The following is a 12,904-nucleotide window of genomic DNA, read 5'->3' on the forward strand; positions in this document are numbered from 1 at the left end:
TAGGTTAGGGAACCCAATGAAGCGCTTCGGATCACACGGGTTTCCTTCGGCGACCCTGCCGGTCCGTCCCCGCGCCATGCAGATAGTGCGTCACACTCGCTAGAGGCCCCCTGCCCCTTGGCCGAAACGACACGAAGAACCGCCTTCAAGTCCCTCTATCGTCACGGTTTCGCCCGTGTGGCGGCCTGTGCCGGACGTAGCCATCCGGCCGACCCGGAGAGCAATGCCGATGGAATTCTGTCGCTCGCCGAGGAATGCCATCGAGCGGGAGCGGTCCTCGCCGTGTTCCCGGAACTCTGCGTCTCGGCCTATTCCATCGAGGACCTGCTGCTGCAGGCGACCCTGCTCGACGCGGTGGAGACGGCGATCACCCGCATCGTCGCGGCCTCGACCGAGCTGACCCCCATCCTCGTCGTCGGCGCGCCCCTGCGCTGGCGCCACCGGATCTACAATTGCGCGGTCGCCATCCACCGGGGCCGGGTGCTCGGCGTCGTGCCCAAGAGCTACCTCCCGAATTACCGGGAATTCTACGAGAAGCGCCATTTCGCCTCCGGCGCCGGCCTCCTCGGCGAATCGATCACCCTTGGGGGCAGTGTCGTCCCCTTCGGTCCGGACCTGCTCTTTTCGGCCGAGGACCTGCCCGGCTTCACCCTCGGCATCGAGGTCTGCGAGGACCTCTGGGTGCCCGCCTCCCCCGGCACCGACGCGGCCTTGGCCGGCGCCACCGTGCTCGCCAACCTGTCGGGCAGCCCGATCACCGTTGGGCGCGCGGAATCCCGGGCCATGCTCACCCGTTCGGCCTCGATGCGCTGCTCCTGCGCCTATGTCTACGCGGCGGCGGGCCTCGGCGAATCCACCACCGACCTGTCCTGGGACGGCCAGACCAGCATCGACGAGGTCGGCATCCGCCTCGCCGAGGGCGAGCGCTTCGCCGCCGGTCCGGTGGCGACGCTGGCCGATATCGACCTCGATCTCCTGGCCCAGGAACGGCTCCAGACCGGAAGCTTCGACGACAATGCACGCGGGCGTGGGCTGTCCTACCGCACGATCCGCCTCCGGCTCGATCCGCCCTCGGGCGATCTCGGCCTGAGGCGCCGGGTGGAGCGCTTCCCCTTCGTACCGGCCGATATCGGCCGCCTCGCCCAGGATTGCTACGAGGCCTACAACATTCAGGTGGCGGGCCTCGCCCAGCGGCTCGCCGCCACCGGCACGAAGAAAGCAGTCATCGGTATTTCGGGCGGCCTCGATTCGACCCATGCCCTCATCGTCGTGGCCAAGGCCTTCGACAGGCTCGGCCTCCCACGGACGAACATCCTCGCCTACACCCTGCCGGGCTTCGCCACCTCGGACGCCACCAAGGCCAATGCCCACGCGCTGATGGCAGCCCTCGGCACCACGGCGGGGGAGATCGATATCCGGCCGGCGGCGCGGCAGATGCTCGCCGATATGGGCCACCCGTTCGGGCGGGGGGAGCCGGTCTACGACGTCACCTTCGAGAACGTGCAGGCGGGACTGCGGACCGATTATCTGTTCCGGCTGGCCAATCAGAATGGCGGCATCGTCATCGGCACGGGCGACCTGTCGGAACTGGCGCTCGGCTGGTGCACCTACGGCGTCGGCGACCAGATGAGCCATTACGGCGTCAATTCCGGGGTGCCCAAGACGCTGATCCAGCACCTGATCCGCTGGGTCATCGCTAGTGGCCAGATCGGCGAGGGCGCCAACGTCACCCTGCAGGCGATCCTCGCCACCGAGATCTCGCCCGAACTCGTACCCACGGAGGAGGGCGGCTCGCCCCAGAGCACGGAGGCCAAGATCGGCCCCTACGCGCTGCAGGATTTCAACCTGTTCTACACCCTGCGCTACGGCTTCAAACCGTCGAAGATCGCCTTCCTCTCCCTCCATGCCTGGGGGGATGCGGAGCGTGGCGCATGGCCACCGGACTTTCCCGAGGGCAAGCGTCAGGCCTATGGACTGCCGGAGATCCGCGCCTGGCTCGGCGTGTTCCTGCAGCGCTTCTTCGGCTTCAGCCAGTTCAAGCGCTCGGCCATGCCCAACGGCCCGAAAGTCGCGGCCGGGGGCTCGCTCTCGCCGCGCGGCGACTGGCGCGCACCCTCCGACGGCAATGCCCGGATCTGGCTCGACGAGCTCGCCCGCAACGTCCCCGAAAACTGATCGACATAGTCCGGTCCGATTATGGCACTATCGGCTGAGTCGGGGTGGCCAGTCGGAGACCGACCGATGCAAAGCTACAACGTGTTCTGCCTGAAGTCCGTCAGCGGCCTGTGCTGCGCGGTACCGGAGTGCCGTGCCGTTCCGAGCTTTCTGAGCGCACGGAACTGGGCGTTCAGCGGACGGCTGAGCGACGAAGCCGAGGCGCCGGCCGATTTCGACGAGCGGGCCGCGACCACGGCGGTGCGCTTCAACGGCTTCTACCTGTTCGAGACCATGGACCGGCGCTTCAACTGAGCGGGCGCGCCCTCACCGCGGCGATCATTCCTTAAGGGGCCCCATGCGAGGGTCCCGCCGGTCGCACCAAGCGGAGCCGGAGACCGGCCGTCATGTCGGACAATCGCAAGGAAGCGCGGCAGAGGACGTTCCTCAAGGGCCGCATCATCTTCAACAACGGCGCGTCGAGCATGGATTGCCTCGTCCGCGATATGTCCGCGACCGGTGCGCGCCTCGCGCTGACCGAGACCGCGACCCTTCCGGAGATGTTCGACCTCTTCATCCCCCAGAAGGAGCGGACCTATAAGGCGAATCTGCGCTGGCGCCGCGCCGACGGCATCGGCGTCGCCTTCGCGGACGAGACCACAGCCGCCACTCCCGTTCCGCCGCCCCAGGCCGATCCGGCCGCGATGCTGGCCCTGATCCGTCGCATCGCCGAACTCGAAGCCGAGAACGCCGCCTTGCGCCGGCTGATCGCCGCGACGCCGGCGCCTGCCAGCGTCGCCTGATCGTTCACGCCGCGTCGAGGGCCGCCCGGATCTGCGCCGCGTGGATGCCGAGAAGATCGCTGTCGGCCATCCCCCCCGTATGCCGGCCCAGCGCCACGCCGTCGAAGCGCGGCACGATGTGGATGTGGAGGTGGAACACCGTCTGTCCGCCGGCGGGCTCGTTATACTGGTAGACCGTCAGGCCATCGCCCGCGAAGGCCGTCTTCACCGCGCGGGCGACGCGCTGAACGGTGGCAATGGTCGCGGCCAGCGATGCGGGATCCGCATCGAGCAGTCCGCGCGCCGGGGCCTTGGGGATGACCAGGGTATGGCCCGGCCCCTGGGGCATCACATCCATGAAGGCGAGGGTGTGCTCGTCCTCGTAGACCTTGTGGGCGGGAATCTCGCCCCGCAGGATCTTCGCGAAGACGTTGTCGGGATCATACTGCGCAGCTTCGACGTTTGAGGGCATGGGCCGGTCTCCATCGCGGATGTGCGTCTGCGGTTTTCCGGCCGGACCTTGCACAGACTGGCCCCCGGCGTCCACGGCGAGGGGATCGTCCCTTCGATGAGAGTTTCGCCGGCATGGCGCATGAGAGCAACGGCGCGATCTACACCGCCGCAGGGGCCAACCTCGCCATCGCGGCGGCGAAGTTCGTGGGCGCCTTCTTCACCGGTTCCTCGGCCATGCTGGCGGAGGGAGTCCATTCGCTGGTGGACACCGCCAACCAGATCCTCCTCCTCGTCGGCCTGTCGCGGGCCAGGAAGCCGGCCGATGCGCGCTTTCCGTTCGGCTATGGGCGCGAGGTCTATTTCTACGCCTTCATCGTGGCGCTGTTCATCTTCCTCGGCGGCGGCGCCTTCGCGGTCTACGAGGGCATCCACAAGATCCACTACCCGGAGGCCTCTGCCGACGCGGTGATCTTCGGCCGCACCATTCCGGGCTTCTGGGTCAACCTCTCGATCCTCGGCTTCGCGGTGCTGTCCGAGGGCTATTCCTGCGCCGTCGCCCTCAAGGCGTTCTGGGCCGAGAAGGGCGACCGCGAGGCGATCACCGCGATCCGCCGGAGCAAGGATCCAGCCCTGTTCACCGTGCTGATCGAGGATGTCGCCGCTCTTCTCGGTCTGACGGTCGCGCTGGCAGGCGTGATCCTCGCCGAATGGCTGCAGATGCCCGCCCTCGACGGCTGGTCGTCCATCGGCATCGGCGCGATCCTGATCGGGATGGCGCTGTTCCTGATGATCGAGACGCATGGCCTCCTCGTCGGCGAGGCGGCCGCCCCCGAGACCGTGGCGGCGATCGAGGAGACGGTGCGGACGGAGCCGGGCGTCCGCCACGTCAACGCGGTACTGACCCAGCATCTCGGCCCCTCCGACATCCTGGTGAATGTCAGCCTCGACATGGAGGACGACCTCAAGGCCGGCGAGGTCGAGGCGATGGTCGGCCGCCTCGATGCCCGGCTGAAGGCGCGCAATCCTGCGGTGAAGCGCGTCTTCATCGAGATCCAGGCGAAGGACTCCGCCGCCTGAAGCTCAGTGTCCGGCCAGGGCCTTCGCGATGTCGCCTTCGAGATCCGCGGGCTTGGCGGTGGGCGGGTAGCGGCCGATGACCTTACCGTCGCGGCCGACGAGGAACTTGGTGAAGTTCCACTTGATGCCCTTGGTGCCGAGAAGGCCGGGCTTCTCCTGCTTCAGATGGGCGAAGACCGGGTCGGTGCCGGCCCCGTTCACCTCCACCTTGGCCAGGACGGGGAAACTGACATCGTAGGTCAGGCTGCAGAATTGCGCGATCTCCCCGGCATCGCCCGGCTCCTGGGCGCCGAACTGGTTGCAGGGGAAGCCGAGCACCACGAGCCCCTCCTCGCGGTGCTTGCGCCAGAGCGCCTCCAGCCCCTCGTATTGAGGGGTGAAGCCGCATTTCGAGGCGGTGTTGACCACGAGCACGACCTGCCCCCGATGCTGGTCGAGGGGATAGGGCGTGCCGTCGGCGGCCTTGGGGGCGAAATCGAACAGGCTGGTCATGCGGCGGTGCGCTTCTCGACGAGGCGGGCGAGGTAGGAGCTGCCCAGGGGGATGATGCTGTCGTCGAAATCGAAGGCCGCGTTGTGCAGGCCGGGCCCCGGCGTCCCGCCGATCCAGGCATAGGCGCCCGGCACCACCATCAGCATGTCGGCGAAATCCTCGCTGCCCATACGCGGCACCGTGTCGTCGTCGACGCTCGCGGCCCCGAAGATCTCGCGGGCGATTTCGGCCGCCGCGGCGGCATGGGCGGCGCTGTTCTCCAGAACCGAGAACGTGTCGCGGATCTCCACCCCGATCTCGACGCCGTGGGCGAGGGCGATGCCCTGCGCGACCTCGCGGATGCGGCGCGAGACGAGCGCGCGCACGCCCGCATCGAAGGTCCGCACCGTGCCGGCGAGATGGGCGCCCTCGGGAATGACGTTATAGGCCGCCCCCGCATGGATCTGGGTCACGGAAAGCACGGCGCTCTTCAGCGGGTCGGCATTGCGCGAGACGATGGATTGCAGCGCCTGGACCAGGGCAGAGGCCGCCACGATGGAATCGAGCCCGCGATGCGGTTCGGCCGCGTGGGCGCCGCGGCCTGTGATGCGGATATCGAAGAAGTCCGCCGCCGCCATCATCGGGCCGGGCTTGATCTTGAGCTTGCCGTGCGGGCCGCTGGGGGTGTTGTGGAGCCCGTAGATCTCGTCACAGGGGAAGCGCTCGAACAACCCGTCGGCCAGCATGGCGCGGGCGCCGCCGAGCCCTTCCTCCGCCGGCTGGAACACGAACAGGGCGGTGCCGTCGAAATCGCGCGTCTCGGCGAGGTAGCGAGCCGCGCCGAGCAGCATGGTGGTGTGGCCGTCATGACCGCAGGCGTGCATCTTGCCCGGAATCGTGGAGCGATGGGGGAGGTTGGTCTCCTCCTCGATCGGCAGCGCATCCATCTCCGCCCGCAACCCGATACGGCGCCCCTTGGCCGAGCGCCCTTCGAGCACCCCGACCACGCCGGTACCGCCGAGCCCGCGATGGACCTCGATGCCGTAGCTCTGCAGCTGCTCGGCCACGAGGTTCGAGGTCCGCACCTCCTCGAAGCCGATCTCGGGATGGGCGTGGATGTCCCGGCGGATCGCCGTGAGGTCGTCGGCGAAGGATCGGATACGGTCGATCGGGCTCATCGGGTCTCCTCGTGATCGGACGGCTCGGGAGCGGGATTCGTGCCGTCCCGGCGGAAAGGGGTCATCTCGCCGAGCACCGAGGCCGCCTCGACGACATGCTCGCGCTCGCGGCGGAGATAGTCGGCGATGGCCCGGCGCAGGGCGGGATCGGCGATGTCGTGCGCCGAATGCATCAACACCGGGGCGTAGCCACGGGCAAGCTTGTGCTCTCCCTGCGCACCGGCCTCGACGCGCTTGAGGCCGCGCCGGATCGCGAAATCGATGGCCTGATAGTAGCAGACCTCGAAATGCAGGAACGGGTGGTCCTCGTTGCAGCCCCAGTTCCGGCCATAGAGCGCGACGTCGCCGATGAGGTTGATCGCACCGGCGATGTAGCGTCCCTCGCGCTTGGCCATCACCAGCAGGACGCGCTCGGGCATACGCTCGCCGAGCAGGCCGAAGAACGTGCGGTTGAGATAGGGCCGGCCCCATTTGCGCGCGCCGGTATCCGAGTAGAACTCGTAGAACGCATCCCAATGGGCCGGGGTCAGGTCGGCCCCGGTGATGTGCTCGATGGTGATGCCCTGGCTCAGGGCGTCGCGGCGCTCGCGCCGGATCGCCTTGCGCTTGCGCGAGGCCAGGGCACCGAGGAAATCCTCGAACCCGGCATAGCCCTCGTTGGACCAGTGAAACTGCTGGTCGACCCGCTGGAGCATCCCGACCTCCCCGGCCTGCTCCCACTCGCGCTCGCGCATGAAGGTGACATGGATCGAGGAGGCCTTGGTCTCCGCCCGGAGGGCACGCAATCCGGCGATGAGGGCGGAGGCGGCCTCGTCCACGTCCTGCCCCGGGGCGATCAGGAAGCGCGGGCCGGTGACCGGCGTGAACGGTACGCTGACCTGGAGCTTTGGATAATAGGCGCCACCGGCCCGCTCATAGGCATCGGCCCAGCCATGGTCGAAGACGTATTCGCCCTGGCTGTGGGATTTCAGGTAGCAGGGCGCAAGGCCGACGAGTTGCCCCTCGCGCTCCACAGCCACATGCAGCGGCAGCCAGCCGGTCTTGCGCGAGACGCAGCCGGAATCCTCGATCGCCGACAGGAAGGCATGGGAGACGAACGGATTGTGGGTCTCGTCGCCCGCCGACAGGGTCTCGGGCGACGTGGCGCAGGCATCCCATTGCGCAGCGGGAATCTGGGCGAGGCCCGTGATGGCGCGAACCTGCAGCATCGGCGCAGGGTCCAGCGCATCCTCTGATGCCGGTCCGGTCTTTTCCATCACCGCAATCTAACCCTGCCGGGCGAGGGGACAAGCGCGAGTGACGAGCACGGCCGTCGCAGGCCAGCGGTTTCGGCGGGCCGACGACGATCCATCGCCGTCCCGGGCGATTACGGCCTGAACCCCTCGAACACCATCTGGTCGGCATGCTCGTGCGCACGCTGGCGCTGGTCGGGGTTGCGCACCGTCCAGGTCATCACCGGCATCCGGCCGAGATGGCGGCTCAGGAAGGTGGCGGCGCAGGGCAGGTCGTCCACCCGCCAGGACAGGAAATCGGGGCGGCTCGCCTCGAGATGGAGCAGGTTGGCGAGCGAATGCCGCAGGCTCTCCGTCATCAGCGCATAGGCCGGGTCGTCCTGGTTGGTCTCGCCCACGATCCCGCGCGGGATCCGCGGCGCGAGGCCGGCGAAGGCCTCGATCAGGGCCGGGTCGAAGGACTTCACCGCCACCGGCCCGTCATACTCCGCGACGATGGCGGCCACGCGCTCGACCAAGCGAAGGTCGCCGGTAAAGCGCGACTTGAGCTCGACCACGAGGGGCACCCGGCCGGCGATGGCCGCGAGGGTGGCGGGCAGGGTAGGGATCGTCTCGGAGGAGCCGGCAACCGCCAGGGACCGGAGGGCGTCCGTCCGCGTCTCGGCCACGAGGGCGACGGCGCCGGTGAGGCGCCCCAACGCCTCGTCGTGGAACACTATCGCCTCGCCATCGGCGCTGATCTGCACGTCGCACTCGATCGCGTAGCCTCCGGCGATGGCGGCCCGCGCCGCCGCCAGGGTGTTCTCGGGGATGCCCGCCGCGCGGTCGTGCAAACCCCGATGGGCAATCGGCCTGGCCGTGAGCCAGGCAGGGGCGTTCGACCCCACCGTCATTTCACCTCGAACATCGCCTCGACCTCGACGGCGGCGTCGAGGGGAAGTTCGGCGACGCCCACGGTCGCGCGGGTGTGCCGGCCGCGATCACCGAGGATCTCCACCATCAGGTCGGAGGCTCCGTTCATGATGCCGGCAAGGCCCGCGAAGGTCGGCACGGCGTTGATGAAGCCGCCGAGCCTCAGACACTGCACGACGCCGTGGTCGAGATCGCCGATGGCGGCTTGCAGCTGCGCCAGCACGTTCAGGCCGCAAAGCCGCGCCGCTGCGATGCCCTGTTCGGGCGAGACCTCGCCGCCGAGCTTGCCCTTGTGGGCATCGGCGAGCTTTCCGTCTGCGCCGAAGCAGATCTGGCCGGAAATGATGACGAGGTTGCCGGTGCGGATGAACGGCACGTAGTTCGCAACGGGGGAGGCCGCCTTGGGCAGGACCAGACCGAGGGTTTCCAGGCGTTCCTTGACCGTGCTCATCCGTCGTCTTTCCTCAAAGCTGGCCGGGATATCGCCGTGAAGGCGATGGGCGCTCCCGAATTCATGCGGCGGGACTGAGCATGATCGCGCCATCTCGCGCAACCCGCTGGCGTCCGGCCGAGTGATCGACCAAAGGGGCAGCCAAGTGCCAAGCTCGCAAGTGCCAAGCTCGCGCACCGGGCCAAGCGCCCCGGATATGGACCGGACCCGATCGAACGCGCCGTTACCGGCGCCCGTCTGTACAGCCTAACCACAAGGCGTGTCGGTCCTTTGAACACCCCACATCATTGACATAACGGGGCAATTCTCTAGTAATCGCAGCCGTGCCGCCCGGATTCGAGGCGGCACTTTCATTTGGTGCGGTGGCGCTCCTCGCGTGCCCGCTTTGACGAACGGGAAGTCGGGATCGTGACATCCGCTCTTCTGCCGACCTATGCCCGGGCTCCGATCGCTTTCGAGCGTGGAGAGGGTGCTTGGCTCGTAGCGCATGACGGCAAGCGATATCTCGATTTCGGCGCCGGCATCGCGGTCAACGCCCTCGGCCATGCCCATCCGCATCTCGTGGAGGCCCTGACCACCCAGGCGCAGAAGCTGTGGCACACCTCGAACCTGTTCGAGATTCCCGGGGGCGAACGCCTCGGCCGGCGGCTGGTGGACGCGACCTTCGCCGACGTGGCCTTCTTCGCCAATTCCGGTGCCGAGGCCAACGAGGCCGCCATCAAGATGGCGCGCAAGTACCATGCGGCCGGCGGCCATCCCGAGCGGTTCCGCATCGTCACCTTCGAGGGCGCGTTCCACGGACGGACGCTGGCGACCATCGCGGCCGGCGGCCAGCAGAAATACATCGACGGGTTCGGCCCGAAGGTGGACGGGTTCGACCAGGTGCCCTTCGGCGACCGCGAGGCCCTGCTCGCCGCCATCGGCCCCGAGACCGCAGCCCTGATGATCGAGCCGATCCAGGGGGAGGGCGGCATCCGCACGGTGCCGCCGGAGATGCTGCGCGACCTTCGGGCGCTCTGCGACGAGCACGGCCTCCTCTTCATCATGGACGAGGTTCAGACCGGCGTCGGCCGCACCGGCCGGCTGTTCGCCCATGAATGGTCGGGGGTGACCCCCGACATCATGAGCGCGGCCAAGGGCATCGGCGGCGGCTTCCCGCTCGGCGTCTGCCTCGCCACGTCGGAGGCCGCGCGCGGCATGACGGCGGGCAGCCACGGCACCACCTTCGGCGGCAACCCCCTCGCCATGGCCGTGGGCAACGCCGTGCTCGACGTGGTCCTGGCGGAGGGCTTCCTCGACCATGTCCAGCGCATGGGCCTGCTGCTGAAGCAGCAGCTCGCCTCGGTCATGGACCGCCATCCCGGGATTATCACCGAGATTCGCGGAACCGCGCTGATCCTCGGCCTCAAGCTCGACGTGCCCAACACCGCCTTCACGGCGGCCGCGCGCGACGAACACCTGCTGGTGATCCCCGCCGGCGACAATGTGGTCCGGCTCTTGCCGCCGCTCATCATCTCCGAGGCGGATGTGGCCGAGGCGGTGAAGCGAATCGACGCCACGGCGGGTCGTCTCCAAGTCCAGATGCGCGGCGCCGCCGAGTAACCGACAGGCCGTCCATCCCGCACGAGATGTCCCGACGCACGATACGAAGAACGGACCTATGAATTCCCACACCAACGGGGCCGCAACCGGGCCCCGCCACTTCCTCGACCTCAAGGATTTCTCCGGCGAGGCCCTGCGCTCCGTCCTGGATTCCGCGGCTGCGATGAAGGCACGCCGCCGCAAGGGAGAGGTCGCGGCCGATCGTCCGCTGACGGGCAAGATGCTGGCGATGGTGTTCGACCGGCCCTCGACCCGCACCCGGGTCTCGTTCGACGTCGCCATGCGTGAACTCGGCGGCGAAACACTGATGCTGACGGGCAGCGAGATGCAGCTCGGCCGGGGCGAGACCGTGGGCGATACCGCCCGTGTGCTGTCGCGCTACATCGACGCGATCATGATCCGCATTCTCGACCACGACCTGATGCTGGAATTGGCCGAATATGCCGACGTCCCGGTGATCAATGCCCTCACCAAGGTCTCGCATCCCTGCCAGATCATGGCCGACGTGCTGACTTTCGAGGAGCATCGCGGGCCGATCCAGGGGCGCACCATCGCCTGGTCGGGCGACGCCAACAACGTGCTGGCCTCCTGGGTCCACGCGGCGGCGCGGTTCGACTTCACCCTCAACATCGCCGCCCCCCTCGAACTCTCGACGCCACCCGCCCTGCTCGCCTGGGCGAAGCAGGAGGGCGCGCGCATCAACGTCACCACCGACGCCTTCGAGGCGGTGGACGGCGCCGATGCCGTCGTCACCGATTGCTGGGTCTCGATGGGGGACGACGACGAGCATTACCGTCACAACCTGCTCTCGCCCTACCAGGTGAATGCCAAGCTGATGGCGGCAGCCAAGGACGACGCGATCTTCATGCATTGCCTCCCCGCCCATCGCGGCGAGGAAGTGACGGCCGAGATCATGGACGGCCCCCGCTCGGTGGTGTTCGACGAAGCCGAGAACCGCCTGCATGCGCAGAAGGGTATTTTGGCGTGGTGCCTGGGGGCGTGAGGCCCGGTTCGGACGCGGTGCCCTGAGCCGCGGACGACGATCCCGGTCGAGCATTCCAGGTTGTGAGGGGGCGGATCTGGCATCCGCCCAGGGCGGAAAGCCGTGTGAAACGGCGGGCTCATCCCTATATCCGACATCATCCCCAGCGCGACCTCACCCTGGGGTGCCGCTAAGCGGCCTCGAAGGAGGCTTTCCGTGTTCGTTGCGCGAACCGAAAGCCTCCTTCGAGGCCTTCGCTTTGCTACGGCGCCTCGGCATGAGTGCGGGATCCAGAATCGAGCCATTCCGTTCGGTCCGCGAACCGGATGGACAAGAGACATGGAGAGGCCATGACCTCCGGACACGAGATTTCCCCGACCGTCATCGAGGGCGCGGACGACGTCGCCCTGCCGTTCTCGGTGGAGGCACTGGACGTGCGCGGCCGCGTCGTGAGGCTCGGGCCCAGCGTCGACACCATCCTGCGCCGCCATGGCTATCCCGACCCGGTGGCGCGGCTGCTGGGTGAGGCAGCGGCGCTCACCGTGCTGCTGGGCTCGTCCCTGAAATTCGAGGGCCGGTTCCAGTTCCAGACCAAGAGCGACGGCCCGGTCGAAATGATCGTGGTCGATTTCGAGGCGCCCGACCGGCTGCGCGCGACGGCGCGGTTCGACGCGGAGCGGGTGAAGGCGCTGGGGACCACTCCGCTCAAGAGCGCGGACCTGATCGGGCAGGGCCATCTCGCGATGACCATCGACCAGGGCAACGATTTCAGCCGTTACCAGGGCGTGGTCGCGCTCGAAGGGCAGAGCCTCGAAGAGGCGGCGCACCAGTATTTCCGGCAATCCGAGCAGATCCCGACCCAGGTTCGCCTCGCCGTGGCCGAGCAATTCGCCAACGGCACCAACAGCTACCGCGCCGGCGGACTGCTGGTTCAGTTCCTGCCCCAATCCATCGACCGCGCGCGGTTGGCCGACCTCCCCCCGGGCGACATACCCGAGGGCCATGCCCATCTCGGCGAGGGCGAGGTCCGGGAGGACGATGCCTGGGTGGAGGCGCGCAGCCTCGTCAACACGGTGGAGGACCACGAGCTGGTCGATCCGGAGGTTTCCTCCGAGAGGCTGCTTTACCGGCTCTTCCACGAGCGCGGCGTGCGGGTGTTCGAGGCGCAGGGCATCCACGAGCGCTGCCGGTGCTCACCGGAGCGCGTCCTCGGCATGATCCGCTCCTTCGCCCCGCAGGAACGCCGCGACATGGTTGCGGAAGATGGCCGCATCGGCATCACCTGCGAGTTCTGCTCGCGGCGCTACGACATCGACCCGGCCGAGGTCGAGGCCGGGATCGACGATCCCGCCTGAGGCACCCGCCGACGGGGGCGGCTCCCCGGCTCATCACTGGACGGCAAGCCGGGACTGTGCGCAGCCCGGCAGCCAAACACGAACCTTCGCCATAGCAAAGCTTGGGCGCATTCCGGAGATCATCAATATTCGCCGGCCGATCTCAATCATGCGCTCGTGAAATCATCGGTTGCAGAGGGGGTAAACCACGCAAGGCGCTCGATCACTCGCTAAACCGAGTGAACGGTTTTGCCACGTTCGACGTTTCGATGGCTC

The 12,904-nt window shown here is 67.9% G+C and carries 13 protein-coding genes; 7 read left to right on the plus strand and 6 right to left on the minus strand.

The genetic code is table 11. The annotated features are described in order from the left end of the window. Window positions 1-117 precede the first annotated feature (117 nt). The 3 genes from ACYQR9_RS13950 (at window position 118) to ACYQR9_RS13960 (ending at window position 2,957) form a co-directional block, all read left to right on the plus strand. Window positions 118-2,175: an NAD(+) synthase gene (locus tag ACYQR9_RS13950; RefSeq protein WP_461226738.1), complete on the plus strand. Its 2,058-nt coding sequence runs from the start codon at window positions 118-120 to the stop codon at window positions 2,173-2,175. A gap of 66 nt (window positions 2,176-2,241) precedes the next feature. Then, window positions 2,242-2,469: a hypothetical protein gene (locus ACYQR9_RS13955; RefSeq protein ID WP_207413444.1), complete on the plus strand. Its 228-nt coding sequence runs from the start codon at window positions 2,242-2,244 to the stop codon at window positions 2,467-2,469. A gap of 92 nt (window positions 2,470-2,561) precedes the next feature. Next, window positions 2,562-2,957 (plus strand): PilZ domain-containing protein, encoded by a 396-nt coding sequence (locus tag ACYQR9_RS13960; RefSeq protein ID WP_311275463.1) that lies wholly within the window; start codon window positions 2,562-2,564, stop codon window positions 2,955-2,957. A gap of 4 nt (window positions 2,958-2,961) precedes the next feature. On the opposite strand, the gene ACYQR9_RS13965 is transcribed toward ACYQR9_RS13960, so the two are convergent. Continuing rightward, window positions 2,962-3,408, minus strand: a complete 447-nt coding sequence (locus tag ACYQR9_RS13965; RefSeq protein WP_461226741.1) for an HIT family protein — start codon at window positions 3,406-3,408, stop codon at window positions 2,962-2,964. 113 nt (window positions 3,409-3,521) lie between these two features. Between ACYQR9_RS13965 and ACYQR9_RS13970 the strand changes: the two genes are divergently transcribed. Then, window positions 3,522-4,466, plus strand: a complete 945-nt coding sequence (locus ACYQR9_RS13970; protein WP_461226746.1) for a cation diffusion facilitator family transporter — start codon at window positions 3,522-3,524, stop codon at window positions 4,464-4,466. A 3-nt stretch (window positions 4,467-4,469) separates the two neighbouring features. Here ACYQR9_RS13970 and ACYQR9_RS13975 read toward each other — a convergent pair whose 3' ends face one another. The 5 genes from ACYQR9_RS13975 to ACYQR9_RS13995 all read right to left on the minus strand — a co-directional run bounded on the left by ACYQR9_RS13975 (window position 4,470) and on the right by ACYQR9_RS13995 (window position 8,710). Then, the gene (locus tag ACYQR9_RS13975) at window positions 4,470-4,958 is read right to left on the minus strand and encodes a glutathione peroxidase (protein ID WP_419952853.1); all 489 of its coding nucleotides are present in this window, start codon (window positions 4,956-4,958) and stop codon (window positions 4,470-4,472) included. Continuing rightward, complete coding sequence (locus ACYQR9_RS13980) at window positions 4,955-6,115, minus strand: M20 aminoacylase family protein (RefSeq protein WP_461226748.1); 1,161 nt, start codon at window positions 6,113-6,115, stop codon at window positions 4,955-4,957. The genes ACYQR9_RS13975 and ACYQR9_RS13980 overlap by 4 nt, the downstream gene beginning before the upstream one ends. Beyond that, a complete protein-coding gene (locus ACYQR9_RS13985) occupies window positions 6,112-7,371 on the minus strand; it encodes a GNAT family N-acetyltransferase (RefSeq protein ID WP_461226750.1) in 1,260 nt (419 codons plus the stop codon). The genes ACYQR9_RS13980 and ACYQR9_RS13985 overlap by 4 nt, the downstream gene beginning before the upstream one ends. Before the next feature lie 110 nt (window positions 7,372-7,481). Beyond that, window positions 7,482-8,240, minus strand: a complete 759-nt coding sequence (locus ACYQR9_RS13990) for a glycerophosphodiester phosphodiesterase family protein (protein WP_461226752.1) — start codon at window positions 8,238-8,240, stop codon at window positions 7,482-7,484. Next, window positions 8,237-8,710, minus strand: a complete 474-nt coding sequence (locus ACYQR9_RS13995) for a RidA family protein (RefSeq protein ID WP_056427607.1) — start codon at window positions 8,708-8,710, stop codon at window positions 8,237-8,239. Before ACYQR9_RS13995 ends, ACYQR9_RS13990 begins: the two co-directional genes overlap by 4 nt. A gap of 408 nt (window positions 8,711-9,118) precedes the next feature. Between ACYQR9_RS13995 and ACYQR9_RS14000 the strand changes: the two genes are divergently transcribed. The 3 genes from ACYQR9_RS14000 (at window position 9,119) to ACYQR9_RS14010 (ending at window position 12,649) form a co-directional block, all read left to right on the plus strand. Beyond that, window positions 9,119-10,312: an aspartate aminotransferase family protein gene (locus ACYQR9_RS14000; protein ID WP_419952849.1), complete on the plus strand. Its 1,194-nt coding sequence runs from the start codon at window positions 9,119-9,121 to the stop codon at window positions 10,310-10,312. Between the two features lie 58 nt (window positions 10,313-10,370). Then, window positions 10,371-11,315: an ornithine carbamoyltransferase gene (gene argF, locus ACYQR9_RS14005; RefSeq protein ID WP_207413461.1), complete on the plus strand. Its 945-nt coding sequence runs from the start codon at window positions 10,371-10,373 to the stop codon at window positions 11,313-11,315. Window positions 11,316-11,644: 329 nt separating this feature from the next. Further along, window positions 11,645-12,649, plus strand: a complete 1,005-nt coding sequence (locus ACYQR9_RS14010; protein ID WP_207413463.1) for an Hsp33 family molecular chaperone — start codon at window positions 11,645-11,647, stop codon at window positions 12,647-12,649. Window positions 12,650-12,904: the final 255 nt, after the last annotated feature.

The organism is Methylobacterium sp. CM6241, from assembly GCF_054817845.1.

Bases quoted from the DNA above. Each gene is read 5' to 3' on its own strand.
- ACYQR9_RS13955 (WP_207413444.1), top strand. From the start codon at position 2,242: ATGCAAAGCTACAACGTGTTCTGCCTGAAGTCCGTCAGCGGCCTGTGC.
- ACYQR9_RS13960 (WP_311275463.1), top strand. From the start codon at position 2,562: ATGTCGGACAATCGCAAGGAAGCGCGGCAGAGGACGTTCCTCAAGGGC.
- ACYQR9_RS13965 (WP_461226741.1), bottom strand. From the start codon at position 3,408: ATGCCCTCAAACGTCGAAGCTGCGCAGTATGATCCCGACAACGTCTTC.
- ACYQR9_RS13970 (WP_461226746.1), top strand. From the start codon at position 3,522: ATGGCGCATGAGAGCAACGGCGCGATCTACACCGCCGCAGGGGCCAAC.
- ACYQR9_RS13975 (WP_419952853.1), bottom strand. From the start codon at position 4,958: ATGACCAGCCTGTTCGATTTCGCCCCCAAGGCCGCCGACGGCACGCCC.
- ACYQR9_RS13980 (WP_461226748.1), bottom strand. From the start codon at position 6,115: ATGAGCCCGATCGACCGTATCCGATCCTTCGCCGACGACCTCACGGCG.
- ACYQR9_RS13985 (WP_461226750.1), bottom strand. From the start codon at position 7,371: ATGGAAAAGACCGGACCGGCATCAGAGGATGCGCTGGACCCTGCGCCG.
- ACYQR9_RS13990 (WP_461226752.1), bottom strand. From the start codon at position 8,240: ATGACGGTGGGGTCGAACGCCCCTGCCTGGCTCACGGCCAGGCCGATT.
- ACYQR9_RS13995 (WP_056427607.1), bottom strand. From the start codon at position 8,710: ATGAGCACGGTCAAGGAACGCCTGGAAACCCTCGGTCTGGTCCTGCCC.
- argF (WP_207413461.1), top strand. From the start codon at position 10,371: ATGAATTCCCACACCAACGGGGCCGCAACCGGGCCCCGCCACTTCCTC.
- ACYQR9_RS14010 (WP_207413463.1), top strand. From the start codon at position 11,645: ATGACCTCCGGACACGAGATTTCCCCGACCGTCATCGAGGGCGCGGAC.